This is a genomic window from Candidatus Eisenbacteria bacterium (assembly GCA_018831195.1).
Taxonomy (GTDB): Bacteria; Eisenbacteria; RBG-16-71-46; order CAIMUX01; family JAHJDP01; genus JAHJDP01.
Window position 1 is genome coordinate 23,608 of record JAHJDP010000099.1, and the last position, 24,494, is coordinate 48,101.

Here is a 24,494-nt window from a genome sequence, read left to right on the forward strand (position 1 = left end):
AAAAGCCGTCTCCGTTCAGCAAATGATGTTTGCAGCAATGAGTTTGGTGGATAATGATGGTTGGAAGATCAATGGGCCGCCCTGGATAAAGGGGGGTCGCATATGTGGAAGGTGAAGATATGACAGCGTATCGTGTAGAAACGGATTCTATGGGCTCAATTAATGTACCGGCCGACCATTATTGGGGTGCTCAAACACAACGTGCGGTGTTGAATTTCCCGATCGGCGTTGCTCGATTCCGCTGGCAACGGCCTATCATCCGAGCTCTTGGAGTATTGAAGTGGGCCGCCGCTCAGGCCAATAGTGATCTTGGTGAGCTTTCAGCGAAAATGGCAAGGCTTATTGTGACGGCTGCAGATGAAGTCATTTCCGGCACTCTCGACGATCATTTTCCCTTGGTTGTCTTTCAAACAGGTTCGGGAACTCAATCTAATATGAATGCTAATGAGGTCATTGCGAACCGGGCCATTGAATTGGCCGGGGGAGTCATGGGCTCAAAGCATCCAATACATCCAAATGATCATGTCAACAGGGGGCAATCATCCAATGATGTCTTTCCTACAGTCATGCATATTGCTGTTGTCGAAGAATTAGACAAAAGACTTCTGCCGCCTCTTATACAATTACGGAATACTTTGGCTGGAAAATCCATGGAGTATATGAATATAGTAAAGACAGGCCGCACCCATCTACAGGACGCTACACCGATTACACTGGGGCAGGAAATCAGCGCTTGGGCCGCTCAACTTGAATTTTGTATAAAAGCAATCGAAGGATCTCTGGCCGGGCTCTACGACCTCGCCATTGGCGGAACGGCGGTGGGGACCGGCTATAATGCCCAACCGCAGTTCGGTGAGCGTGCCGCCCGGTATATTTCGGAATTCACAGGGTATCCCTTTCGGGTCGCGTCCAACAGGTTCGCCGCCCTTGCGTCTCATGACGCCATAGTTCAAGTCTCGGCCGATCTCCGAATGTTGGCCGGAGGGTTGATGAAGCTTGCGAATGATGTCCGGTGGCTTTCCAGCGGGCCCCGCTGCGGAATCGGTGAGATGAGCATTCCGGAAAATGAGCCAGGTTCTTCAATCATGCCTGGAAAAGTCAATCCGACACAATGTGAGGCATTGACGATGGTCTGTGTTCAGGTATATGGAAATGATGCAGCGGTTGCATTTGCAGGGAGCCAAGGTAATTTTCAGCTCAATGTCTTTAAGCCGGTCATGGTTCATAATGTTCTCGAGAGCGTCGAATTACTTGGAGATGCCAGCAGGGCTTTTCATGACTTCTGTGCGATCGGTATTGAGCCGAATATGGTGAGGATACGGGAGAATCTAGAAAAAAATCTGATGTTGGTCACGGCGCTAAACCGCCACATCGGATATGACAAGGCAGCTCAAATAGCAAAAAGGGCTCATGAGGAGGGTTTGACACTGCGTGAATCGGCTTTGGCCTCCGGATTCGTCACCCTGGAGCAATTCGAACAGTGGGTCTCACCGATTGATATGACGCGGCCCGGGTGATTTTGTATAGGACATTTCCTGTGGAGACTTTCAACGCGATCACCTATGCTCGTAAATGTTGATACCTTTTATGTTGACGAATTCCCGCAAACCATATTTTGATAACTCACGGCCGATTCCACTTCTCTTTATTCCACCAAAGGGCATCCTTGGATCGGATTTTACGATTGAATTGATAAAAGTCGTTCCGGCCTCAATCTGTTCAGCCAAGCGGATACCGCGGTCAATATCCCTTGTCCAAACACTGCCACCCAAGCCGAATATTGAATCATTGGCGACGCGTATCGCTTCCTCTTCATCTTTTACGACAATAATCGGAGCGATAGGGCCGAAGACCTCTTCAGACACGATTCGCATCTCAGGTCGCGTGTCGGTGACAACCGTGGGCTCGAGAAAGAAGCCTTTGCGATCTAAACGCTTACCGCCCGTCACGACTTTAGCTCCGGCTTTAACGGATTGATCGAGCTGTGCCAGCAGTTCATCAAGCGCCTTTTTATCTACAATAGCTCCTACGTCAGTCTTGTCGTCTAGGGGATCACCTATTACCAGGTCATTCATCAACTCGGAAAATCGTGCGGTGAAATTGTCGGCAATATTTTTCATGACTATGAATCGCTTGGCGGCAATGCAGCTTTGTCCGGTGCTGACCATCCGACCCGTAACCGCATTACGGGCAACGACCTCAATATCAGCATCCTCCAGAATAATGAAGGGATCTGATCCGCCCAATTCGAGAACGACCTTTTTTAGATTGCGGCCGGCCGTTTCCGCAATCCGGGCGCCGGCGCCGGTGCTGCCGGTCAATGATATCCCTTGAATCGCAACATCTGCCATAAGGCCGGAAACAGCTTCATGAGTGGCGAGAATTGTCCGGAATATGTTTGGTGGAAACCCGGCCTCTCTGAAAAGCTCTTCAAGTCCGAAGGCACACTGCGGCACATTGCTGGCGTGTTTGAGAAGGCTCGTATTGCCCGCGATCACACCAGGAACGGCGAAACGCATGGCCTGCCAGTAGGGGAAATTCCAGGGCATAATGGATAGGATCACGCCAAGGGGTTGAAAGATGACACGATGCTCTTTCCCGTCGGCTTCCACCCGTTCCGGTGCCAACCATTCTTCAGCCTTCTGAACATAGACATCGCAGAGTAGAGCGCATTTTTCAACCTCGGCCCTGGATTGGGTGATGGGTTTCCCCATCTCAATCGACATAAATCTTGAGTGTTTCTCCAGGTTGGCTCTGATGACCCCCGCCAGGTTTGACACCAGATCCAATCGTTCCTGCAACGGACAATCCCGCCATTCAAGATAAGCGGCATGGGATTGCCGGGCGATCCCCAAGACCTCGTTCTGAGACATCGTCTCATAACTATCTATAATTTCTTCAGTTGCCGGATTGATCGTCTCGTAGCGCATGAGGAATCCTCCCTGATGAGGTGGCTGATCGATATAGGATGGATCCTATCAGGTTTCTGGAATTCGATGAAGCTCGATGGGAGAGGCCCATTACCGATACGACTCGATGGAAGCGGCCACTTACCGATACGACTCAATGGGCGCGCCCGGCGTTAAATCCCTGCCGCGCAGGCCCGGGAAATTAGAGTCATATCTATAGGTCCTGAACACGGCGTTCAGATTGGCAATGGCCGTACTGGGGATGAGGTCGCCCTGCTGAAGCGGTCCCGAATCGGCAACCGGATTGACATATTTCCATAGCATGACGCTTGAGGCGGTGACCTCATAGAATGTCCCGTGCGCTCCCTGGCAAATCAGTGTGTTGCCGTTGGGCAGCCGTTGGGCGCCGGAAATAAAACTCGAATAAAAATCGGCCGGATTCCCGGCCATATAGCTCCAGTGGGGGCCGGATGGTCCATATGTTTGGCCGGTCAATGTATATTGTCCCATCGCGTCTACCGGAACTATAATTTCGTCAACAGATGAATAATCACCCCCCGGTCTTCCATCGCCGTTGTTGAATACCAGAACATTCCCTTCCCCCGGCAATCCTTCCGCAATCCATTGGGCATCATGTTGTACAAATAGTCTTTGATCGTTTCTGTCGCCGGCCCCATAGGCGGCGGGATTGCCCCAACGATAGAGCAGGTCGCCGCCCTTGCCGCTGTTTCCACCGGAATGCCCGGCCGCCTCTTCAGTGGTCGTGCTGTGATCGATGATCCAAAACTCGCTGAATTGACGAACACTGACGATTATCTGATCGAATGTCTCGTTATAATCGATTCCGTTTGTGTGATTCCAGTCGGCCCGGCCGAATCCGTCTTGATCGTAGTTGATGTCAATAAGTTCCAGGTGTTCGGCGACAACCCCATAGTTGGATTTTTCCGGGTATTCCTCTTGTATCAAGTGATCCCAAACATGCCATTCCCAGACAATGCTCCCGCCGGATGATTCGCCCGGGTGGATCTCGATTATATGATCCGGCCAGAGCGTTCCTTCACTCAGGGTGCCCAGCCGGCGTCCGGCCGCGTAGGCTTCTATTGCATTTTTGTATTCCCAAGCGAGCATCAGAAGGTTTCCATCGGGAAGGAACTCAATGTCATGATGAGAGAGATGGGTGTCGCTTACATATTCAAAATACCAAACAATCGAACCATTCCAATCGATCTCTTCCACGCGCCCGCCGGCGCCCCCTCCCATGAAGGGCGGCACGCCGGATGGATCGAAGGCCGCTGTTCGAAGCAGATGGCCGTTTTCGAGAAGATAGGCCGAGTTTCCCGGAACATATTCACTGGGCCAAGAATGTACAAGATTACCCTCCATATCGATAAGGTAAGTGGCGCCGTATTGCAAGGGCGCGAAGAGAGTATATCCGGGGTATGTCCCTTCTCCATTGATGAAGAGTCCGATGGTCCGCGGCGCCGTCAAACTGGAAGCTTCCACAACAAATCCGGAAAGTGCTTGTACACGGCCCAAATCATTCCAGGTCGGAATCATTGTTCCTTGGGATTCTCCGTAGTGAATCCGATCCTGATTCGAGTTGTTCCGTTCATCAGGCTGGTCGGCGGTCCAGTTTGTGAAGGAGAACTCCTCCCCAGTGATCCAAAACCAACTCCCAAGAGGTTCCACCGATCCTTCAGGCTGATAGGCGCCGATCCAGGGTCCGGCCAAAACCCCATTGGGTCGCATTAGCCAATATTCAGAGCTGTCGATTAAATCGAAGATAAATTCGTTTTCGGTCTCTGAAGTTATGGTCGCTAAATATCCACCCAGAACGTTCGCAGAATCAAGAGCGGCATCCCAGCTGATACCGGCGGGGGCCGATACCGGAAGATAATGATGCGTTGTGCCGTCCGGATGATCCCAGGAGATCCAGCCATTTGCCGGGTCGTCTCCTTCTCCGGGATCGGTGATGGTTGAATTCTCATCGGAGCAGGCGAACAAGATGATTGGAATGATAAAGAGTATGTTGAAACAAATATATTGAAGCGGCCGAGTGCGGTTCATTTATACCTCAGAGCCTGCTCATCGTGATCCGGATCAATATCAAGGGTGTGATCCGGCTAATATGCTGTCACTGGTATAGTTCGACCGCTTCAAGCTTTGACTGAACTCTTATTTTAAAGTGCAGATCTTCATTCCCTTAGAAGTACCAGCTTCCTGGATTTTTGCTCATCACCGGCGCTGATACGGCAAAAATAAACCCCTGATTGGATATCGCGCCCCTGGTCGTCCCGCCCGTCCCATACGAGAGAATGGGGTCCGGAGGACCTGTAGGCCGAGGGCGCCAAAGTTCGGATGGTACGTCCTGTAAGATCATAAATAGATATGGTGACGCTGGTCGATATTGACAGGTCAAATCGCAGAGTCGTCAGATCCCGGAAGGGATTTGGGGAAGCATTGTAAAACTGGAAATGACTCACTGCGATCGGACGGTTTATTCCGGCGGTCGGTTCAGCCCCTTCCGGGCCGTAGCCGGGGATGGGATATCCCTCTTCATAGGCTCCCAAATCAGCTGTCAGACCGGACACATTGTCGTGAATGTTGTCCAGAATGATACCGCCATCAACCGCAGTGCAACCGGGAGCCAAACGCAGGTCCTGGCTGCCGGGGTCATAAGGTTCAAAGAACCCGCCTTCACCGAGATAGGGGCCCAGAATGGGTTCTTCCGCATCAAGGAAAATACTGATGTCGATTAGTTTGGCGTTTAGCTCCATGCCGGTGGCCGATTGAAAGTCTTCGAGAGTAGGATAAAGCGGGCCATTGAAATCAGCGAAACGTCCCTCATAGGCCTGGTACCATCCATTCCAATCCAGGTCGGCCCGAACACCCTCGGTATAGAGGCAGATCGGATTGCCGGAATACCCCGGATTGCTGCCGCCCAGGAATAGGTTATTCCGAGCAATGGTGTTTCGCCATTGCCCGCCGCCCCAGCCGCGGGGATCAGCGCCCACGAAGGTATTGTTATAGACGATGATTCCAGTGGGCCAAAGGTGGAATTTCAACGGCTTCAGCTGCCAATTATAGACAACATTGTGATGGATATAAACGGGGCCGCCATAGATCGGCTGGCAACTGATGCCAGTCAGGACATTTGTAAAACGATTTTTATAGACTCGGATATTGTGCCTGGATCCGTCTGTTTCAATTCCGTCATCGGTGCAGTTATAAATTTCATTTCCATAGACGTCACAACTGGATGTTTCGATGGAACCGTCTCCAGCGCCGATGTGAATGGCATCATACCAGTCGTATATTTCATTGAAGCTGATGACATGTCCCTTGCCCAGAACATTGATGGCGTACGCATCCTCATCCCTTCCATCTTCCCAATTGAGATGCCCCTGGATGATATTTTCTGAGATAAGCGCATCCCGATGCCCCGCGCCCAAAAGATAGATGCCCCCCATTTCATAAGTTGTTGGAACAGTTACATCGATCATACATTTTCTTATAACGACGCCGGTTGTCGTATAACCTCGGATTGCCATGTGTTTGGGCCGAATCACGGAAACCTGCTCCAAGTGCACATACTCACTTGATGTCAGATCGACGACAGGTTTTGTTATACTCTCGCCGTCAAAAATAACTTGGGAAACATCAGTCCCTCGCCAGACGATCGGATTCTCCGGAGTGCCACAGGTCGTCAGGGCCGCGACGCCGGTATAAACACCGGGTTCCAAAATAAAGATATCGCCGGGTTCCGCGGCGGCATTAGCGGTGCTGATGCCTTGGAACGGGTCCGCCTCGGTCCCCGATCCGCCGCCGCCGCCCGGTATGACATAGCGAATGCGGGGATTTGCCGGGTCTTGTGGAACATGACGCGTTCTAACCGTTCTTGTTTCCACCGCAGTACCGCCGTCGGGGTCGGATAATGTCAGACGAAAATCGTATTCTGTGTCCGGATTCAAATTGAAAATGGATCCCGCCAATAGATTCCCTGGATCGATATTGTCATCATTGTAACTGCCCGGCTCCACCCGTAGCAGGGGTTGCGCTGGAGTCCATTCGGTGAGAGAACCTTTGCGATATTCCACTTGGACGCTGCAATCGAGGTTGTCATCGCCTTCGATGAACCATTTAAAATCAACATTTTCTATGGTCGCATTCTCTTCAATTTCCCCTGGCATGACCGAGTCGGCCGCTAATACCGGGGTTAAAGAGAGGCACGTCAAGAGCATCATACGAAAGATGAGTATGGATGCCTTCGAAATGGAGAGGGGTTGAGGCAAAGGTTGATGCATGGCAGCGTCCTTTCCTGGGTGTTGAGCAAAATGAAGACGGACAGCCACGGTATGGCACCGGAGCATGGTGTGCAACATTCATCCGAACGATTCTCCCCGTTCGCCCGGGTGCGGGACATCAATCCGGGCCGATGATCATGACGATCAGATTTGATATCGGCCGATTGATAAAAATCCCACACAAGCTGAATGTGCCTGACACGGTTGAGGTATTCTAGGTGCGGCATGTGTGCGGTGCAATGAATATTAAGTATAGAGATCGACGCTCGCGCGCGGGAAAGCCCTGAAAAGACAGGCTATATCTATCTTTTTATATTCCATATGGTTAGGCGTTCTGCTTTTCCCAGGAGCCTATCCCTCGGTGACCTATACTCCGTAAACTCTAATCGAACCATGGACCGGAAGGAATTCGATCAAGCCGCATCTATCTTCTTCCGATACAATGAGATGAGGTCCATGTCCTTTTGGAAGGGGATCCGGCGCGGACTGCGTGATTCCTTTACCTAAGGTGAACCGGATCGTGGAGATAGTATGCGAATTCTTATAGCCGAAGACGACTTGACCTCCAGAAGGATACTGGAAACTGTCTTGAAGAAATGGGGTCATGAGGTCATTTCAACCAGTGATGGTGAGATGGCCTGGGTCGAGATTCAGAAGGCTGACGCCCCGAGTTTGATCATTCTGGATTGGATGATGCCGGGGATGGATGGGGTCGAGATTTGCTACAAAATCCGAAAGGCCGATGATCACAAGCCCAGATATATCATTTTACTGACCGCAAAAACTGAAAAGAAGGATATTGTTCAGGGTCTCGATGCCGGAGCCAACGATTTTGTTTCGAAACCATTCAACAGGGATGAGTTGGAGGCCAGGATCAATGTGGGCCGGCGCGTCGTTGAGCTCGAAGATAAACTGGCGAAAAAGGTGACCGAATTACAGGAAGCATTGAATCAGGTTAAAACGCTGCAGGGGATTATTCCCATCTGCATGCATTGTCATAAAATCAGAGATGACCAGGAAGCCTGGCAGAAAATGGAAGAGTATGTGGAGGATCATTCCGGTGCGGAATTCAGCCACAGTCTGTGCCCGGAATGCTTGGATAAATACTACCCTGCCGATCCCGACGATGATGAGAAGGACGAGGATAAGGACCAGGATAAGAAAGGCCTGGCGTTTGGTTGATTGCGGTTATTGAGCTGCCCCCCCTATTTGCTTTGATCTCTGGTACTCATACCCATGAGTGTATAAGCTGCGGTAGACAATCCGTATGAGCCCGCCTTAAAATCGGATGCCGCCAATTCAAGTATCCTGCCCGAAGGATCCCATCTTACAAGACATCCTTGCCCCCAAATCCTGGGTTGAGTTGAGCCGCTTCCATCGATGCGCAAAGACATTCCGGAAGGGGCATCCCGGCCGGATCGGCGGAAAACGACATCTCGAAAAGTCCGCATAAATTTGAGCATAATCTCTGGATCTGCGAGACCATTTAGGTTCTCAAAGTACATCTCATAGACGACCCTCATAAAGTACTGGGCATACTGTATTTTCTGCCATCCTTCATCATGCCCTGAGATCTGATGCTTCCACCGTAAAGTCGGAGCATCTTCGCCGACGACATCCAAGTGCTCCCGCAATTGACCGGCGATTTCTTCGACGCGATCGAGATAAAATGATTTGCCTGTGATCTTCCAGAGATAAAAGGCCAGACGGAGTTGATTGGCTCGGGGATGAACGAATCGCTTGTAGAAACCCGATTGATGATTCCAGGCGGCAAGAGAATCATTCCGACAACGCGCATACCACTTGGCCAGAAAGTGATTTTCAAGATAGTCCAACCAGTCATCCGCTTGCTCCGCATATTCAGGTTTAAGATCACGATTAACATGCAGGGCATATGTGATGAGTGCGATATTCCCATGGGTCATCGCTTCGTCCATGGAATGGGCGTCGGTTCCGTAGTAAGGCGATTTCGGATCTCCCTGCCACCACCATCCGAGGTTTCCATCCGTGGATCCATCCTGAAGGGAGTCTCTTAACTGGGCTTTTGCAATGTTGCACAATTGCAGAACCCGGTCGAGAAATGACAGGTCGCCGGTCGCCCGAAGGACCATAAGTAAAGCGGCATTATAATCGCCGAAATACCTTCCATATATATAAGTATCATTGGAATCAGCTCTGGAGGTTGCTGTATCCCAGCTCCTTTCGATGGAGGCAGAGACCTTGTCGTACCACGCCCGTTCAAGGACGGTCAGCGAATCACGGTGGAAGTCGGGATTCCCCCGGAGGGAAATCATGGGCTTTTGAGCCTTACCTGCGCATAAGGAACCGCAGAGCAGGATGATGATAAGGCTCATCTTAACCAATGAATGTGCAACTCTATTTGCGAAGGGTATTTTCACAAGACTCCCATGAATCGGTTAACCCTCTTTTATAAAGGCTGCGTAGCCGGAGGGGAGAGACGCCGGGATTTCCACCTTTCTTGAAGTAAAGATAAATCCAGAGGTATATCGAAGATCGAGGAGCCGCCTGTATTGTGCTGCGGCATGCCGATCCCCGGCCTCCGGCCTGCGGGCCACGCGAAGCATAATAGCTCGGGCAAACCGGTTCATTAGGAGCAAGAAGGTGCAAAAATGCTGAGAGAGCCAGCGAAATGCCGGTTGGATGAACGGTATATGCCGCGGAAACAGAAGATTCTCAATTTGGAAAGCCGGTCCGATCAGCGATGGGAAGATGCGAATCGGCTGAAATCCATATTTCAACAACAGGTACTCGAGACCCATATGGGACATATGGAAGTATGACATTCCATGAAATGGTTCGAGAAAGGCGGTGTAGCCGAAGAGGATCCCGCCGTCTGAGAGAACCCTTCGGATTTCGGAAAGCGTCCGGTCGGGTTCCGGCATGTGCTCAAAAACAGCAACACAGAGCACGCCGTCAAAAACCCCGTCGGCAAAGGGCAATTGATCCCCATCACCATGAACACTGGGTGCGTCTCCTTGAAGATCTAATCCAATCCATTTCCCGCCCTTTTCTTCAACATGTTTGCGGTAGATACCTAATCCGCAACCGAGATCGAGAATCAGCTTGCCTGAAAGATCCCCGACAATATTGAAGAGATCCTTTCCCCCATGTGGAGGGCGGTCATAATCGACATCGGAGCGCAGCAGATCATTTGTCCCGACCTGACGGTCCAATACACCAGTGCCCAAACGATCCGCCATAAAAACTCCTTGAGATTCTGTGAGGTGCGAGAGATATCCTTTCATGCTGCCCAAAGTATAGAATAGATATTCGGAGGATTCATCACAACGGCGCCGGGTCTTCCAGTGACTGATTCTTATGCCGTGGCGGAGTTTTCATTTGCCGCCATGATCCCGTGACTCCACTATCATCAAAGTGCGCAAAGGGCTACACGAGCCTGTATCAATGGACGGTGGCCGTTCAGCCTCTGTTCAGACGGATTGATCTCCTCGCCGCCGGGACGAGGTGCTGGTGTAATGCATTAACTGGTAATAAGATAACAAAATGACAGCTGAACTCAAGGACCGGGATATCATCTGCATCGCCCCCAGTTTCTGGAAGACGGATGCGCCTCTGAATGTGCATCATGTCATGCGCCGCTTGGCCGCGCAGAACCGGATCCTCTTTGTGGAATCGCTGGGACTCAGAGCCCCCAAACACAACCGGCGGGATTGGGGCAAGGTCCGCGATCGCATCAAGGGATGCCTCATGGGTCTGCGCCGGACACCCGAGGGCCTTTGGCTTTTCTCTCCTTTGGTGTTGCCTTTTCCCGGTGTGGGATTCATCCGGCGGATCAATCGTTTCTATCTCATCCAGGCGTTAAAGTGGATCATGTGGAGACTAGATATACAAAAACCGATTCTCTGGATATTTCTGCCGACAGGGGCCGACTTGGTGGGGAATCTCGGAGAGTGCCTGGTTATTTATCATTGTGTCGATGCCTATGGCGAGAATCCCGGCGTTAATAGGGGGGCGATCAACGCTCTTGAAGAGAAGCTTCTTCTACATTGCGATCTTCTTTTCACGACATCAAGACCCCTGTTTGCCGAGAAGATCCCACAAAAAGGCCGCTCGTTTTTCCTGCAGAACGTCGCCGACATATCTCATTTTGAAAATCCAGGGATGCCTCCAAAGGAACTTTCTTCCTTAGAGGGACCAATTCTGGGCTATGTCGGGAATTTGGCGGATTATAAATTGGATTTGGAACTCCTTCTACAGATGGCGGGGGAAAGGCCGGATTGGAATATCTGTTTGGTCGGTCCCCACGGCGCCGGCGATCCGGGGACCGACCTAGGTCAACTTGAGGAACAGCCGAATATCCACCTGATGGGGTCAAAGGATTATTCGGTCATACCGAGTTACATCGCCGGATTTGATGTCTGTCTTATTCCATTCCGCTTGAATAGTTCAACGCGATCTTCATTTCCATTGAAGTTCTTTGAGTACATGGCGGCCGGTAAGGAGATCGTCACAACCCCCTTGGAGGCCCTGAAGGAATACAGATCACGCCCGGATCTTTGTCATTTCGCTGAAAATGCCGTGGAATTCATTAGAGCGGTTGAAGTCGCTTTGGCCCGGTCTCAGGTCGAGGAGCTGGTAGAAGCCAGACGGATGGAAGCAAGAAAGAACTCGTGGGAGCTGAGGATCAAGGAGATTCATGAAATTATTCTTCAAGCGCTGGAGGAGTTTGGGGGAAAGCCGGGGGAAGATCCAAGGGGAGGCCGGGAGTGAGACGTTGGTATCTCAGCGTTAGTGGCGGCGGGTTCGCCAGCAAATTGCTGGGTGTGATAAGAGAGGCGCTCCTGGCCCGATATTTCGGCACCGGTCCGGTTGCCGACGCCTTCCGCGCTTCTCTTGGCGCCACGCTTTCACCGGCGCATCTCCTGACGAGCCGTATTGTACAATCCTGTTTCATCCCTCTGTACGCCACCTATAGAAAAGAGAGACCGGAGCGGGCGCGATCGCTGTTCCTCCTCATGCTGGTATTTTATCCATCGCTGGGTCTTCTTCTCGGCTTTCTTTTGTTTCTCTTTGCCGGCCCCGTTATTCATCTCCTTCTGCCGGGATTCGACCTGGATAGATTTGCTCTGGCGGTCGCCATGCTGCGAATCATGTCGATCGGAATTCCCTTCTATACGTACACTTCTCTTTTGGATTCGCTGGGTGTGGCCCAGGAAGATTTTACCATTCCGAGTTTGAGACCGGCTGTGCAGAATGTTGGGATGCTCGCGACAATTATCTTGGCGGCTTCCATCTCACGGCCGGAAGTGATCGCCTATGGATTTACCGGCAGCTACATCCTCATGTCCGTTGCGGCGACATGGTTATTGTGCCGGCGAAATGAAATTCCCCACAGAATTCCTCTGGATTCAACCTTGGTTAAGGAGACCGCCTATGCGCTCTGGGTCCTGGCCCGGCCGTTGATCTTTGTCTCACTTTTGGCCGAGACCTATGTCCTAGGTGAGAGATATTTGGCCTCTCTGGTTGGAGGGGGCTCAATTGCATCGATTGAGTATGCCCGCTTTCTTACGGAGACGCTCCATACCTTGCTCATCGTTCCGCTGGGGCTGATCGGTTTGGGTTATTTTAGCACCCTCGCCATTCAGGATCTCCAGGAAAAGACGGATCGCAATCTAGCGCGTATCTATATTGTCCTCATCCCTGTCTCCGCATTTTTCTTCATGAATGGGGAAATCATGCTGCGACTTCTCTATATGCGGGGCCAATTTGATGAAAACTCTCTCAGTATGACATTCGGAGCCCTGCGGGGTCTGAGCTTGGGATTGTGGGCTTATAGCGCACGGTACTTCCTTCATCGCATTTTCAATGCGCGTTTGATGAATGGTATTGTTCTCCGGGGTGAGGCTCTCCTTTTTCTCTCCAGTCTTCTTGTGATGTTTCTTTCATACAAAAAACTGGGCGTCTTTGGACTTGGATTGGGAACATCCGTAGGTTCCGTTCTCTCATTGTTTTACTTTTCCCGAAAGGTTGAATATGAGATGCCGCTGGCAAGACGGTGTTTCTCGGTCTTCCTGCCCGCCGCCGTCATCTATATTATTATTTCGTGGTTTTTCGGACGTTTTGTGGACGCCGGTCTCCGCCCGGTCCTCCAGGTTCTTTTCTCGATGGTATTCTGGGGGAGTGTCATGGGAGCTAATGCGGATGCCAGGGGGCTTGTGCTGAGTTGGTTCAGGATGAAGCGGCGGTGAGAAGGCCGATAAAAATAGACTTCCTTGCCTGGCGGCCCATCAGCAATGCCAGCGCACGCTGCCGTGGGGCCGCCTACAAGCAGGCTTTCGGTGAGATGGGATATGAGCTGAATTTCCGCCCACCGGCGCCCGATGGGATTTACCGCTTTCTTAACAGCAGGCGGGGGTTGATGCGCATCCCCGCAAAAATCCTCTATTTTGTTATCGTCCTGATTATGCGAAAGATACAGATTCTGCGGGCTTCACGCGCCGACGCTGTCGTGGTTCAGAGAGAACTTTTCACCTTTGGACCTCCCTTTTTGGAGCGGATCCTCGCCTATCTCCAGCCGAATCTGATTTACGATATTGATGATGCGGTGGATATGACGCCTCCACATATACGCAGTTCCGGCCGTCGATTTCACGACCAGCGGAAGCCGGAAAAGATTCTTTCCCTGTGCCGGCACCTTGTCGCGAGCACACACTTTCTTGCAGAGCGATTTCAAAGAGAGCGCATCCCAACGACGATCATTCCCACACCGGTTGACACGGAATTGTTTCAGCCGTCCGGACCGTCTGCACGGGGGAATCCAGCCCTGGGTTGGATTGGCACCGGCGGAAACTTGTACTATTTAAAACAGATCTCAGATGCTTTGGTCAGCGTACAAAGGGAGTACGGATGTGAGGTTGTTGTTGTCTCCGAGTGGGACTTCCAGGCGCCGGGCTTGGAAGTTAGGAACCTCCGCTGGAGAATGGAGGACGAAGTTGAACTGATGAGCCGCTTCGATATCGGCCTCATGCCTCTCGTGGATAATCCTTATACCCGGGCGAAGGCCGGCTACAAAATTCTGCAATATTGGGCTACAGGCAAGGCGGTAATTGCGTCTCCCGTTGGATTCAACCGAATATTGGTACATCACGACATTAATGGCCTTCTTGCCAATACGATGGATGAATGGACCTTTCAATTGGGCCGATTGATCCGCGATCGGGATTTGCGGGCCCGATTGTCGGCGGCGGGGCGCCAGCGTGTTGAAGATGAATATTCAATCGAGAGATGTGCCGTGAAGTGGGATGAAGTGTTCAAGAGGCTATTGAAAAGCTGAAATCCGGCTACGCATCACATCCAGCGGTTCGTGTCAGTTTTGAAAATTTGACGCCCTTGAGACCGCCGAGTTCCAGGCTCAATTTCTCGATTTCAGACGGCCGTCCGCGGATGATAATGACTTCGAGGCAATTGTTGTGATTCAGATGAACGTGCGTATTGCAAAGGATATGTACCAATCGGGAATGCTGCAGATCAATAATGTTCTGAACCAGCCCTTGCTGGTGATGGTCGTAGCTGATCGTAAGGACGCCGACGACTTCTTCGCTCTCGGAAGCCCATTTATCCAGGATGAGTTGTTCCCTAATCAAATCGCGGACAAACTCAGACCGGGATGCATATCCTTTGGAAATGATTCGGTCATCGAGTTCTCCCAGAAGATTGACCGGCAGAGAAACCGTGAAACGGATAATATCAGTCGACACTAACGCCCCCTAATCCCAATCATGTTTATGAAAGTGTCTGTGTGAGACATCGCCATGGCGATGCTTATGCGTGTGGATCAAATTCGCATCCATCAGCTTCGTTTGATCCTCCAGCAGTTCCGAGATCTCCCCATCGAAGATCAGCTCATGATCCTCTGACAGCACCATGGTGCGATCACCCAGCTCCCCGGCGAGACTCAAGTTATGGGTCGTTACAACCGTCGTCACATCCAAATCCTGGAGAAAGTCCACCAGCCACCCTGTGCTCCTCGGATCAAGATTTGATGTCGGCTCGTCCAAAAGGAGAACTTTGGGTTCCAATGATAGGAGCGCCGCCAAACAAACCTTCTGTTTTTCGCCGCTGCTTATCTGGAAAGGGGGGTGTTTCAGATATTTCTCAAGGCCCAGAAGGCGCGCCCAATATTGCACCTTTTCATCAATATGAGGAAGTGCCAACTGTCTGAGACCGAAGGCGATCTCGTCATAAACGGTCGGATTGAACAACATTGTATCGGGATTCTGAAAAAGAAGAACGTTTTCTCTGCGGAATTTTTGATGAAGTGTCTTGTCATTCAGTGAAGATCTGGTGATTGGATGGAGATCGTACTGGTAGGCCCCCTCGGCGGGGAAGAGCAGGCCGTTTAATATCTTGAGAAGGGTTGTCTTACCGCTGCCATTGGTTCCCAGCATGACGACCTTTTGCCCTGATGGGATCTCAAAGGAAAGGTCGCTGAGGATGCAGGCGCCGTTCCCATAGGCGAAACTGAGATGTTCGACCCTAATCATTGATGAATCCTCTCGATCGCATTGCTTGGGAAACTTCCGAAGCCTGGGTCACGGCCTTTTGCAAAAAGAATCCCCCCAATGTCGCCGCATGTCTATAGAGATCACGAATAGCGAGCCGCCGGATGCTCCGGCTTTTTAAAGCCAGATGAAAATCCACGGCCAGCTTTTTAAAGGTGTTGATCTGACTGTAGGAAAGGGTCAGGAGAAATAGAAGAGTCTGAGAAAATGCGAATGCTCTAAAGGGGCTGAAACGCTCATGCAGTAGAAATGTCATCGAAGTAATCAAAAAAACACGCAGGTTAATGAGGCAAATGTAATAAAGGGAAATTTTGTTGTTCAATAACGAGATACCAATATATGAAAGTGTGACAACGCTGTTAAATATAATTATGGAGAGCGCGGCTTTTCTTGCGATCATTATCGATCGGCGGAATGCCAGCATATAAACACAGGCAAGCATTGCCGCAAGATAGAATAAATCATGTATGGCTGTCGCCAGAACGACAAGACAAAAATACGCGGCCAATGTTATTCTATCTTTCATGGAGCCGCCGGCGGTTTTAGTTTTTCATAAAAACGGCATATCAATACCGTGAGAAATCCCTCTCCAATACCTATCAGACAATGCGGTAAAATGATCGCCGGAAGAGTGATCGAGAGGCCGAAGGGGAAGAATAGCGGAGTTCCATCCGATGAGTGTGCGATAACGGGTTGAAGCCCCAATATAACGGCTGTGAAGACGGCGGGAACGACGACGGATGTCCAACCAGCGGCGAAGAGGGCGATGGTATTGTTAAATCGAGAGAGGGCTTTATAAAGAGACCAAGCGGTCATTCCCCCCAACAAACCCATGGCGATCGCATTTACCGGAAGGGTTGTTATGCCCCCGCTTCCAAAGAGCAAAGCCTGTAGAAGAAGAACCAGTGATGTGGCGAGGAAGGCGGTCCAAAATCCGAAAAGAACCGCCAAAACTGCGATTCCCGATGCATGTGCGGAGGTGCCGCCGGGGAGAGGAACGGCGATCATCATTAAAACAAAAGCAAGGGCGGTCATCACTGAAAGATGAGGGAGGATATCACTGCGGAGTCGGGATCTTAAATATCGCGCGCCGGTGGACCAGAGGCCGGCGCAAATGGCGTAGGCCGGCAAATATATTTTAGGCGTAATAAAGCCATCGGGGATATGCATCGCTGCTTTCCTCAGAGGAGTGTTGAGAAGGTCATGATAAGTCTGTATTTCTCCCCGCCCTCGGCTCCTTGCTGCTCTGATTCTTCATTGAGGTCCACCCAGGAGGGTATTTTAATTCCAAACCCCAGACTCGTCGATTTGACATAGAGGCGGAATCCTGGGACCCAATAGACCACCTTCCCGCCGGTCGCCTCTTCACCGATCCCGTCAAGTTCATCGCGGCTCAATTCCAGGAAATTCAATTCTAAATTGGCGTCAAGTCTCAGTTTGCCGGGCGAATAAGTGAGGATGCGGTTTGATAGTGCGGCGTTAAAGCGCAGCTCATTGCCAAAGCGCATTGAGGTGCCATCGCAATACTCATATTCATTGAAGCCGATAAATGAAGACTCGAGGACCACAGTCAGTGGACTGAATATTTGTTTTGTTATCGTTCCTCCGATCGTATAAGAGGGCTTTCCAAAGCCCAGGGACATCCCCGGGTCGATTTCCCCTGCTGTGTTCTTCAGATTCGGATTTCCGGTCGGCAATGAAAGACCGCCGTAAACGCCGAAATGCCAGTCCTCGAGGTCGTCAAGGCTTTCATTCCTTGGGACGAGACGGGGACCGCCGTCCCATTTAAACCCGCAAACACCCATAATCGATATATCGGCAAAGCCGGATGTGTTGTAGGAGTTGTCTTCTACAACCTTGCTGTAGAAAGGGAAGAAGGCATACAGAGAGAGATACGATGTCACGCCGTGTCCGATGCCGTACATCCAAAAGGCGCTGACCTTTCCTTCATCATCCCGTTCGGCCGTATTTGTCTTGAATTGAGCCCAATCCAGTTTTACATAACCCAAAAAACTGGATTCCGGCAGGGTCGCGGAGCTGGAAGTTTCTATGGGCGCTCCGGGCCCTTCCAATCCCGCAACGCCCAGTGAGGCGACACCGTGATGGGCATGTCCGCAGAAAGGGAAGAGGATCAAAAAAATGATGCACGCCGCCGTTAGTCTCATTTTGATTTTTTCCTGTAAAACAAGCTGATAACTCCGAAAATACCGAAGAGGATCCCCAAACCCGACAAGATGCGGATCCAACGATTTGGAATGGATGAACCGGTTTCAGAGACCAGCCCACCTTCGTCGATCGGCAGTGTTATATCCAAGCCGTGACCATCTTCTGAGAAGGCGCGAATTCGCCAGTCCCCGGCCCGGTCCGCCATAAAAATGATTCTTCCTTTTTTGTCGGTCCGGCCGACCTGAAAGGGCGTACTCTCACCTGGTGGGTATATCTCAAAACTCTCATATGAAAAAGGGGAGTCATCACCGAATGTTAAATGTAGAATATTTGCTTTTCCATAGTTTATGGAGTGGTTTAACTCATGCGCCTGCGATGAACTCGAAAATGTCAGTATCAAGAGAAATAATGGCAGGTGTGCCGATTTCATGGTTTCTCTCCCATGCGGAAGCAGAGTGCGGCCGTGTGGATTTCAGTGTCGGCTTCTATGGAGTCCAGCGGCCAGCTAATTGTGGTTTGAATCAGCTGAAGGTCCGGATGACGGAGGCGGATATTGATCTGTCCATCTGCTCCTGTCAGTCCCCGGGGTTTACCGTCATAAGTCACCACGGCGCCATTCACGGGGACCTTATTCTTCGTGACGAGCAGCCGAAGTTTATCGCCCACCCCGAGAAGCAGGGGATTGCTGAGAGGCGCCAGTTCCAGGTGTCCGGTCAGCGGTCTGATAAAATCCTCATTCCAGCTATCTATATATTTAACGCTTTCATAAGAGAGCCAGCTTTCCAACGGATGTTCCACTTGTGTTTTGGGGATGTTCTTGGTGCCATAGGGTGTTTTTGTCCAATACCCGGAAGAAAAAAGCACATGGATCAGCCGGCACCCGGTGCCAATGCGCATTGGAAAAACCACTTCCGGTTCAATCGGCGATAACGGCCCCTGTTCATCGGAACAGAGGACTTCGAGTATGGAATGCGGGTCGTACTCGATGGTCGCTTCGCCGGGGTGGGACGATGACCGGTGTCCCCTGTAGAGCGAGAAACCCTCGGGGGTCTTTTCTATCCAGAAATCATGGGCGACAGCCTGGGATCCCAGAAGAGCGAAAATGAGGATGAGGAGCGCCCTTTGTTTCCATAATCCCATACTCGACCCCCTTCAGTATTACGAAAATATAATTCGTAATACCGAATCTAGCAGAAATTCCACGATCCGATCAAGGGACATCGGTTGCGTGGAATTCAGCGCAAGGGGAGCTCTATCTATATGAGAAATTTAAAGATAGCAAAAGTAACCAGGAATTTTTCGTTAAATTTGTTGGGATAGAAGAATTGGACCATCTGGCTCTAACTTCAAGAGTGGTAATATGTTATGCCACTTGACGAATGCCCGTTGACAGTGTAGAATTAACGCAGGTCATTCATGAGATTTCTGAAGGCGCCGGCTCGGGTCCTCTGGTATGATCATGAGTTCCTATTGAGTTCTTAGGTCTCCATCCTGCCACGCCTTTGGGATGGAAGTCGTCCTGTGTACGTCGCAATACAAGGACCGATTGGAGGGATTTATGAGGATGGATCACCTGCCTCGGTTGGCAGCCGGACTCCTTGTCTCCGCAAGCGTCCTGGTTCTTCTGGGATTGGGAGCCGACAGCGCTCTCGCGCGGATGGGAGATGCTCCCTTAAGTTTATTGTACAATGTTAGTAATGAAGCATCAATTGAAACGATCGTGATGCCGCCCGTCGACGCCGATCGGCTGCTTCAGGAAGACATAGACCGGGCGGCGGCCGGCATTGATGGACCGCTGCGTTTTGCGCAACCCCATGATGTCTATTTAAACCTGATTGAAGCCGGGACACTTGATGAGCTGGAGAACGGCGGCCGTATTTGGCGTCTTCGTTTCATCTCCGGTGGTGCCTATAGTCTCAACTTCGGGGTCACATCCTATCTCATTCCTCCGGGCGGAACGCTTCATCTGTACCCAGCCGGTCAGGTATCCGCGGATTTGATATGGGAAGGCCCCTTTGATCCAGATGAAAAGGTCGAAGGGGAATTCTGGTCGCCCGTCATTCCGGGTGATGATGTTATTGTCGAGCTGTATGTTCCCGCGGATGCCGCCTTTGAGCCGGAGGTCATCATTTCCCAGGTGAATCATGATTATCGCGGATTCGGAAAAGCCCGGGATGACGCTCAGCAGGGTTGGTGCAATATAGATGTGATTTGCCCCGAAGGCGATCCATGGCGGGATGAAATAAGATCCGAAGGCGTTTACACGATCAATGGATCTTGGATGTGCTCGGGCCAGCTGGTGAACAGCTTGACTTCAAGTCCGACTCCATTCTTTCTGACGGCGTATCATTGCGGGATCTCGACGAGCAATGATCACACGGTGAGGGTTTATTGGAATTATGAGTCTCCCACCTGCGGGCAGCTCGGCGGTGGCAGTCTATCGGATAGCCAGCAAGGTTGCACGGAGGTGGCCGACTATTCCGCCTCGGATTTCTCTTTGGTGGAAATGACCAGCACGCCTGCGGAAGCTTCGAATGTCTATTATGCCGGTTGGGATGCCCGTACGAATTGGAATCCGAGTCAATGCACGGCTATTCATCATCCCGGCACCGACGAGAAATCGATCAGTTTCAACTTTGACGCGCTCATGATCACATCGTATATCGGGACATCGGTGCCCGGTGACGGGACGCATTGGCGCGTGGATGATTGGGAGGTGGCGACGACAGAGGGCGGTTCTTCCGGTTCCGCTATTTGGGATGAGAACCACCATATTGTCGGACAGCTTCACGGCGGGTATGCCTCCTGTTCATCGATTACGAGTGATTGGTACGGACGCCTCGCCATCTCCTGGAGCGGCGGGGGATCCTCCGCCACCAATCTGCGGTCCTGGCTCGATCCGGAAAACACGGGAACTCTGGTATTGAACGGCCGGGATTCAAACGCATCCGCTATCGAAAATGTTGAAGTTCTAATCCATAAGGGCGCGTTGCGTCCCATTTCCCCGAACCCTGCAGCCACCCGAATGGGGATTGGATTTGATCTGCATCAAGCCGGCGCCATCCAATTGGATGTTGTGGATGTCACCGGCAGGGTCGTCACCACATTAGCAGCCAAGAATTATCAAGCCGGCAGCTGGCAATTGGGGTGGGACGGCACGTCGTCCAGTGGCGAGCGGCTTTCGTCGGGGGTTTACTATGTCCGCATGTTGATAGATGGTCAAGCGGCGGATACAAAGAAGGCCGTATTGGTTCGCTAGTCAACTCTTCCGGGTAAACATGGATGTTTTTAACAAGGGGTGAAAAATGAATAGGAAGTGGGTTCAGATCATCATTGCCGTTGTTGGATGTCTCGCTTTTACACTAGGGACGATATCGGCGGACTCCCGCATGACGACAAGGGAGTATTTTGAAAAGTGGGATAACCATTTCAAAGACCTTACCGAGATGAGGGCGGGAACAGCCAACACCTCGGGTACCGGTTTCAAGCCGTACCAGAGGTTCAAATGGTTTTTTGAGAGAAGGCTCTCACCCGATGGGAACATGATTCCCGGAGTTCGTTGGAAGGCCTATGATCAGTTGCAGGAGATGGTCAACGAAAAAGGACGGGACGGTGAAACCTGGTTCACACTCGGACCCATTAATGTCGCGGGCCGTTGCCTCGCGATAGAGGTTCATCCCACAAACTCCGATATTGTCTATGCCGGATTCGCCAGCGGCGGAATCTGGATGACAACGGATAGCGGCAGCAATTGGGCGCCTCTTGGTGATGATCTGCCAACGATGGCCGTCAGCGCGATTGAGATCGACTCGAATAATCCTGATCGTATCTGGATCGGAACCGGGGAGGGCTGGGGCAATACCGACGCGGTGCATGGCGCCGGGCTGTTGCGATCCCTCGATGGCGGTCTGACCTGGGGAACGACGGGATTCAATTATTCAGTGAGTTCCGGTCTGGATGTTTTCGAGCTGGAGTATAACCCAGCCACGGGCACGCTCCTCCTCGCCGCGGAGAACGGACTCTGGCGATCCACAGACGGCGGCGATTCCTTTGATGAGGTTATGCCCTCCGGAAAGTGGATGGATGTGCAGTTGAAGAAGGGTTCCACTGACACTATATTCGCCTGCTCCTACTACTGGGCGGAAATGGGATTCTGGCGTTCCACCGATGATGGATTAACCTGGACCCGGTGTACGACGGGCGTTCCGACCGCTGGGTTGAGTAATATGCGTCTTGCCCTCTGCGACGCCTATCCCGATATCATCTATTGGGCGATTGCGAATGGCAGCGGTGGCATGCTGGGGATTTGGCGATCGGTCGATGGCGGAGACAGTTTCGCGCAAGAATATAGCGGCTCGCCGAATCATTATGGTACTCAGGGCTGGTACAACCTCACAATCGCTGTTGATCCGACCAACCCGAACAGAGTGATGTCGGGCGGTGTTGAATTTTACAGATCGACAAACGGCGGAACCTCCTTCAGCCAAATCGCATCGAATGTCCATGTCGATCATCATGCAACGGCATGGGATCCGTCTAATCCGGCAATATTCTGGGTTGGAAGCGATGGCGGTGTTTACCGAAGTGCAAACTCCGGGGTGTCATACTCGAATAAGAATCTCGGCCTCGTCACGATGCAGTTCTATGCGATGAATCATTCCAAAACCCTGCCGACCCGGGCGCTTGGTGGAACCCAGGATAATGGGACTTATATATTCAATGACAATCCAAACTGGGGTTCGATTCTCGGCGGCGATGGGTTCTTCTGCGAGGTCGATTATGCCGATCCGAATTATGTCTACGCTGAGTTGTATTTCGGCGATCACCGAAGGAGCAGCACGGGCGGAACGGGAATGGTTTCGATCAACAGCGGGATTACCGAAAACGGTCCCTGGTCGACACCGACGCATATGGATTTCGCAAATCCCGCCGTCCTCTACACCGCTCATAACACGACGGTATTCCGAACCACTAACAGGGGGAACTCCTGGTCGCCGATCACATCCGTACCAATCTCGGGATACGGCACCTCGATCCACCAGTCCCTGAATAATCCCGATTATTTTGTTGTCACCTCGAACCAAAAAATCTGGGTATCGACCGATCATGGGAATACTTGGAATGACCGAACCAGCGGCGTCATTACAGCGGGTACTCTGAGTGACAGTCATTACCATCCGGATGATCCCAACACGATACTTATAACCCTCGCGACCTATTCGAGCACGCAGCCTCAGGTTCAAAAGACAACAGACCAGGGTTTATCATGGTTCCCGATTGAATATGGTCTTCCGGAAGAGCCGGTCAACACCATCGAAATCGATCCGTCGCATCCGGATTGGTATTTCATCGGCACCGATCTGGGCGTCTACATCTCCTACAACGCCGGAGCGACGTGGACCCCCTTCAACGTTGGATTGCCCCATGTTGTTTGCTCCGATCTGCGGCTTCACAACGATGAACGGTTTCTGCGGGTTGCCACCCACGGCCGTGGGATGTGGGAGGTTGATATCAGCAATCTGACGGCCCCGGCCGCGGATGTTCAACCTGTCGAGCCGCAGATTCAGCCGCTCACCCTACGTGTTCTCGGAACCCCGGCCACCAACAGCGTCGTTCTGCACTATGGTTTGCGGCGAGCGGGCGCTGTGAAGTTGGCTCTCTATGATGTCACCGGGCGGATGGTTAAGGGCGTGGTCGATGATTTCGCGCAGGCGAAAATCGACAACGCCACTGTCGACGTCTCAGATCTTCCGTCAGGTGTCTACTTCGCCCGACTGGAAGCTAATGGGGCATCGATTTCCCGGAAGGTTGTCGTGGAAAAATAATCTCTCATAGTTCATGAGACGGATGTCGCCGGCACCGCCCCCACAAACAAGTGGGGGCGATGCTTTTTCCCTCTGAAATAATACTTGAATTTCATGTATAGTATTTGTACTCTAGGAGTGGAGTCGATACAGGAGTGGACGATTTGCCGCGCGGCGAACCAATCTCCATTCCCAAAGACTGAAAAGCGGGGACTGAAAACGGGGACTGAAAATGTGAAACTGTGTGGGGTGAAGTGTTGAAGATTACTTCATTGGAAGAATATGGACTCCGCTGTATGGTTCAACTGGCCCGTCATTCAGACAGGGAGCCTCTTACCATTGCGGAGATAGCGCAGGAAGAAGGATTATCGCTTCCCTATGTTGGGAAGCTGATGAATCTTCTCAGGCAGGAGGGTCTTGTCATGAGTGTCCGCGGCAGGGCAGGGGGTTATATTTTACCACGCCCCGCCGATCAGATCACTCTGGATACCGTCATTACGGCCTTGGGCGGAGACCTGTTTGATAAGGATCATTGCGGCCGTCATCCGGCTGGACATGATGTGTGCGTTCACTCCGGGGACTGCTCGATTCGGTCCGTTTGGTCCACAATGCATCGCATTATCAATGACACGCTGAAGAAAACCAGTCTATCCGATTTAGTGGGAACGGAGAATCAGGTCTCGCAGACTCTAGAAATGCCGGCATCAGCAGCCGATGGGGAAAGAGAGGCCGGTGGTATCGAGCTGCCGTGATCGGCGGCGGGGCCTG

At 51.6% G+C, this 24,494-nt stretch carries 21 protein-coding genes; 9 read left to right on the forward strand and 12 right to left on the reverse strand.

Annotation, left to right across the window (positions count from 1 at the left end; translation table 11 throughout):
• Nucleotides 1–119 precede the first annotated feature (119 nt).
• Nucleotides 120–1,517, forward strand: a complete 1,398-nt coding sequence (gene fumC, locus KJ970_17400) for a class II fumarate hydratase (protein ID MBU2692695.1) — start codon at nucleotides 120–122, stop codon at nucleotides 1,515–1,517.
• A gap of 39 nt (nucleotides 1,518–1,556) precedes the next feature.
• Here the strand turns inward: fumC and KJ970_17405 are convergent, their stop codons facing one another.
• From KJ970_17405 to KJ970_17415, 3 genes are all read right to left on the reverse strand, one after another.
• A complete protein-coding gene (locus KJ970_17405; protein MBU2692696.1) occupies nucleotides 1,557–2,930 on the reverse strand; it encodes an NAD-dependent succinate-semialdehyde dehydrogenase in 1,374 nt (457 codons plus the stop codon).
• A gap of 120 nt (nucleotides 2,931–3,050) precedes the next feature.
• Nucleotides 3,051–4,976, reverse strand: a complete 1,926-nt coding sequence (locus KJ970_17410; GenBank protein MBU2692697.1) for an aryl-sulfate sulfotransferase — start codon at nucleotides 4,974–4,976, stop codon at nucleotides 3,051–3,053.
• Nucleotides 4,977–5,104: 128 nt separating this feature from the next.
• Entirely contained in the window at nucleotides 5,105–7,153 is a 2,049-nt protein-coding gene (locus KJ970_17415) for a right-handed parallel beta-helix repeat-containing protein (protein MBU2692698.1), read from the reverse strand.
• A 17-nt stretch (nucleotides 7,154–7,170) separates the two neighbouring features.
• On the opposite strand from KJ970_17415, the gene KJ970_17420 reads away from it, so the two are divergent.
• Both KJ970_17420 and KJ970_17425 read left to right on the forward strand, forming a co-directional pair.
• The gene (locus tag KJ970_17420; protein MBU2692699.1) at nucleotides 7,171–7,431 is read left to right on the forward strand and encodes a hypothetical protein; all 261 of its coding nucleotides are present in this window, start codon (nucleotides 7,171–7,173) and stop codon (nucleotides 7,429–7,431) included.
• Nucleotides 7,432–7,744: 313 nt separating this feature from the next.
• Entirely contained in the window at nucleotides 7,745–8,395 is a 651-nt protein-coding gene (locus KJ970_17425; protein ID MBU2692700.1) for a response regulator transcription factor, read from the forward strand.
• Nucleotides 8,396–8,418: 23 nt separating this feature from the next.
• On the opposite strand, the gene KJ970_17430 is transcribed toward KJ970_17425, so the two are convergent.
• On the reverse strand, nucleotides 8,419–9,567 hold the full coding sequence (locus tag KJ970_17430) for a hypothetical protein (GenBank protein MBU2692701.1): 1,149 nt from the start codon (nucleotides 9,565–9,567) through the stop codon (nucleotides 8,419–8,421).
• Between the two features lie 63 nt (nucleotides 9,568–9,630).
• Complete coding sequence (locus tag KJ970_17435; GenBank protein MBU2692702.1) at nucleotides 9,631–10,434, reverse strand: methyltransferase domain-containing protein; 804 nt, start codon at nucleotides 10,432–10,434, stop codon at nucleotides 9,631–9,633.
• Between the two features lie 304 nt (nucleotides 10,435–10,738).
• Here KJ970_17435 and KJ970_17440 point away from each other — a divergent pair, with 304 nt between their 5' ends.
• Genes KJ970_17440 through KJ970_17450 form a run of 3 tightly spaced genes read left to right on the forward strand, consistent with a single transcriptional unit; the run spans nucleotide 10,739 to nucleotide 14,528 of the window.
• On the forward strand, nucleotides 10,739–11,965 hold the full coding sequence (locus KJ970_17440) for a glycosyltransferase (GenBank protein MBU2692703.1): 1,227 nt from the start codon (nucleotides 10,739–10,741) through the stop codon (nucleotides 11,963–11,965).
• A complete protein-coding gene (locus KJ970_17445; protein MBU2692704.1) occupies nucleotides 11,962–13,443 on the forward strand; it encodes a hypothetical protein in 1,482 nt (493 codons plus the stop codon). Before KJ970_17440 ends, KJ970_17445 begins: the two co-directional genes overlap by 4 nt.
• On the forward strand, nucleotides 13,440–14,528 hold the full coding sequence (locus tag KJ970_17450; protein ID MBU2692705.1) for a glycosyltransferase family 4 protein: 1,089 nt from the start codon (nucleotides 13,440–13,442) through the stop codon (nucleotides 14,526–14,528). The genes KJ970_17445 and KJ970_17450 overlap by 4 nt, the downstream gene beginning before the upstream one ends.
• 7 nt (nucleotides 14,529–14,535) lie before the next feature.
• Here the strand turns inward: KJ970_17450 and nikR are convergent, their stop codons facing one another.
• Genes nikR through KJ970_17485 form a run of 7 tightly spaced genes read right to left on the reverse strand, consistent with a single transcriptional unit; the run spans nucleotide 14,536 to nucleotide 19,062 of the window.
• Nucleotides 14,536–14,952, reverse strand: a complete 417-nt coding sequence (nikR, locus tag KJ970_17455; protein ID MBU2692706.1) for a nickel-responsive transcriptional regulator NikR — start codon at nucleotides 14,950–14,952, stop codon at nucleotides 14,536–14,538.
• 9 nt (nucleotides 14,953–14,961) lie between these two features.
• Nucleotides 14,962–15,738, reverse strand: coding sequence for an energy-coupling factor ABC transporter ATP-binding protein (locus KJ970_17460; GenBank protein ID MBU2692707.1), 777 nt, complete (start codon nucleotides 15,736–15,738; stop codon nucleotides 14,962–14,964).
• Complete coding sequence (locus KJ970_17465; GenBank protein MBU2692708.1) at nucleotides 15,731–16,282, reverse strand: energy-coupling factor transporter transmembrane protein EcfT; 552 nt, start codon at nucleotides 16,280–16,282, stop codon at nucleotides 15,731–15,733. The genes KJ970_17460 and KJ970_17465 overlap by 8 nt, the downstream gene beginning before the upstream one ends.
• On the reverse strand, nucleotides 16,279–16,926 hold the full coding sequence (locus tag KJ970_17470; GenBank protein ID MBU2692709.1) for an energy-coupling factor ABC transporter permease: 648 nt from the start codon (nucleotides 16,924–16,926) through the stop codon (nucleotides 16,279–16,281). Before KJ970_17470 ends, KJ970_17465 begins: the two co-directional genes overlap by 4 nt.
• A gap of 11 nt (nucleotides 16,927–16,937) precedes the next feature.
• Nucleotides 16,938–17,921, reverse strand: coding sequence for a transporter (locus KJ970_17475; protein MBU2692710.1), 984 nt, complete (start codon nucleotides 17,919–17,921; stop codon nucleotides 16,938–16,940).
• Nucleotides 17,918–18,352: a hypothetical protein gene (locus KJ970_17480; GenBank protein MBU2692711.1), complete on the reverse strand. Its 435-nt coding sequence runs from the start codon at nucleotides 18,350–18,352 to the stop codon at nucleotides 17,918–17,920. Before KJ970_17480 ends, KJ970_17475 begins: the two co-directional genes overlap by 4 nt.
• Nucleotides 18,349–19,062, reverse strand: a complete 714-nt coding sequence (locus KJ970_17485; protein MBU2692712.1) for a DUF4198 domain-containing protein — start codon at nucleotides 19,060–19,062, stop codon at nucleotides 18,349–18,351. Before KJ970_17485 ends, KJ970_17480 begins: the two co-directional genes overlap by 4 nt.
• 418 nt (nucleotides 19,063–19,480) lie before the next feature.
• Here KJ970_17485 and KJ970_17490 point away from each other — a divergent pair, with 418 nt between their 5' ends.
• From KJ970_17490 to KJ970_17500, 3 genes are all read left to right on the forward strand, one after another.
• Nucleotides 19,481–21,181 carry a hypothetical protein gene (locus tag KJ970_17490; GenBank protein MBU2692713.1) on the forward strand — a complete coding sequence of 567 codons (1,701 nt, stop codon included), beginning with the start codon at nucleotides 19,481–19,483 and terminating at the stop codon, nucleotides 21,179–21,181.
• A gap of 46 nt (nucleotides 21,182–21,227) precedes the next feature.
• Entirely contained in the window at nucleotides 21,228–23,747 is a 2,520-nt protein-coding gene (locus tag KJ970_17495) for a T9SS type A sorting domain-containing protein (GenBank protein MBU2692714.1), read from the forward strand.
• A 233-nt stretch (nucleotides 23,748–23,980) separates the two neighbouring features.
• Nucleotides 23,981–24,478 carry an Rrf2 family transcriptional regulator gene (locus KJ970_17500; GenBank protein ID MBU2692715.1) on the forward strand — a complete coding sequence of 166 codons (498 nt, stop codon included), beginning with the start codon at nucleotides 23,981–23,983 and terminating at the stop codon, nucleotides 24,476–24,478.
• Nucleotides 24,479–24,494: the final 16 nt, after the last annotated feature.

What these genes read in the sequence shown, in the direction of transcription:
- fumC (MBU2692695.1), top strand. Translation starts at nt 120, where the DNA reads ATGACAGCGTATCGTGTAGAAACGGATTCTATGGGCTCAATTAATGTA.
- KJ970_17405 (MBU2692696.1), bottom strand. Translation starts at nt 2,930, where the DNA reads ATGCGCTACGAGACGATCAATCCGGCAACTGAAGAAATTATAGATAGT.
- KJ970_17410 (MBU2692697.1), bottom strand. Translation starts at nt 4,976, where the DNA reads ATGAACCGCACTCGGCCGCTTCAATATATTTGTTTCAACATACTCTTT.
- KJ970_17415 (MBU2692698.1), bottom strand. Translation starts at nt 7,153, where the DNA reads ATGATGCTCTTGACGTGCCTCTCTTTAACCCCGGTATTAGCGGCCGAC.
- KJ970_17420 (MBU2692699.1), top strand. Translation starts at nt 7,171, where the DNA reads ATGCCTTCGAAATGGAGAGGGGTTGAGGCAAAGGTTGATGCATGGCAG.
- KJ970_17425 (MBU2692700.1), top strand. Translation starts at nt 7,745, where the DNA reads ATGCGAATTCTTATAGCCGAAGACGACTTGACCTCCAGAAGGATACTG.
- KJ970_17430 (MBU2692701.1), bottom strand. Translation starts at nt 9,567, where the DNA reads ATGAGCCTTATCATCATCCTGCTCTGCGGTTCCTTATGCGCAGGTAAG.
- KJ970_17435 (MBU2692702.1), bottom strand. Translation starts at nt 10,434, where the DNA reads ATGGCGGATCGTTTGGGCACTGGTGTATTGGACCGTCAGGTCGGGACA.
- KJ970_17440 (MBU2692703.1), top strand. Translation starts at nt 10,739, where the DNA reads ATGACAGCTGAACTCAAGGACCGGGATATCATCTGCATCGCCCCCAGT.
- KJ970_17460 (MBU2692707.1), bottom strand. Translation starts at nt 15,738, where the DNA reads ATGATTAGGGTCGAACATCTCAGTTTCGCCTATGGGAACGGCGCCTGC.
- KJ970_17465 (MBU2692708.1), bottom strand. Translation starts at nt 16,282, where the DNA reads ATGAAAGATAGAATAACATTGGCCGCGTATTTTTGTCTTGTCGTTCTG.
- KJ970_17470 (MBU2692709.1), bottom strand. Translation starts at nt 16,926, where the DNA reads ATGCATATCCCCGATGGCTTTATTACGCCTAAAATATATTTGCCGGCC.
- KJ970_17475 (MBU2692710.1), bottom strand. Translation starts at nt 17,921, where the DNA reads ATGAGACTAACGGCGGCGTGCATCATTTTTTTGATCCTCTTCCCTTTC.
- KJ970_17480 (MBU2692711.1), bottom strand. Translation starts at nt 18,352, where the DNA reads ATGAAATCGGCACACCTGCCATTATTTCTCTTGATACTGACATTTTCG.
- KJ970_17485 (MBU2692712.1), bottom strand. Translation starts at nt 19,062, where the DNA reads ATGGGATTATGGAAACAAAGGGCGCTCCTCATCCTCATTTTCGCTCTT.
- KJ970_17490 (MBU2692713.1), top strand. Translation starts at nt 19,481, where the DNA reads ATGAGGATGGATCACCTGCCTCGGTTGGCAGCCGGACTCCTTGTCTCC.
- KJ970_17495 (MBU2692714.1), top strand. Translation starts at nt 21,228, where the DNA reads ATGAATAGGAAGTGGGTTCAGATCATCATTGCCGTTGTTGGATGTCTC.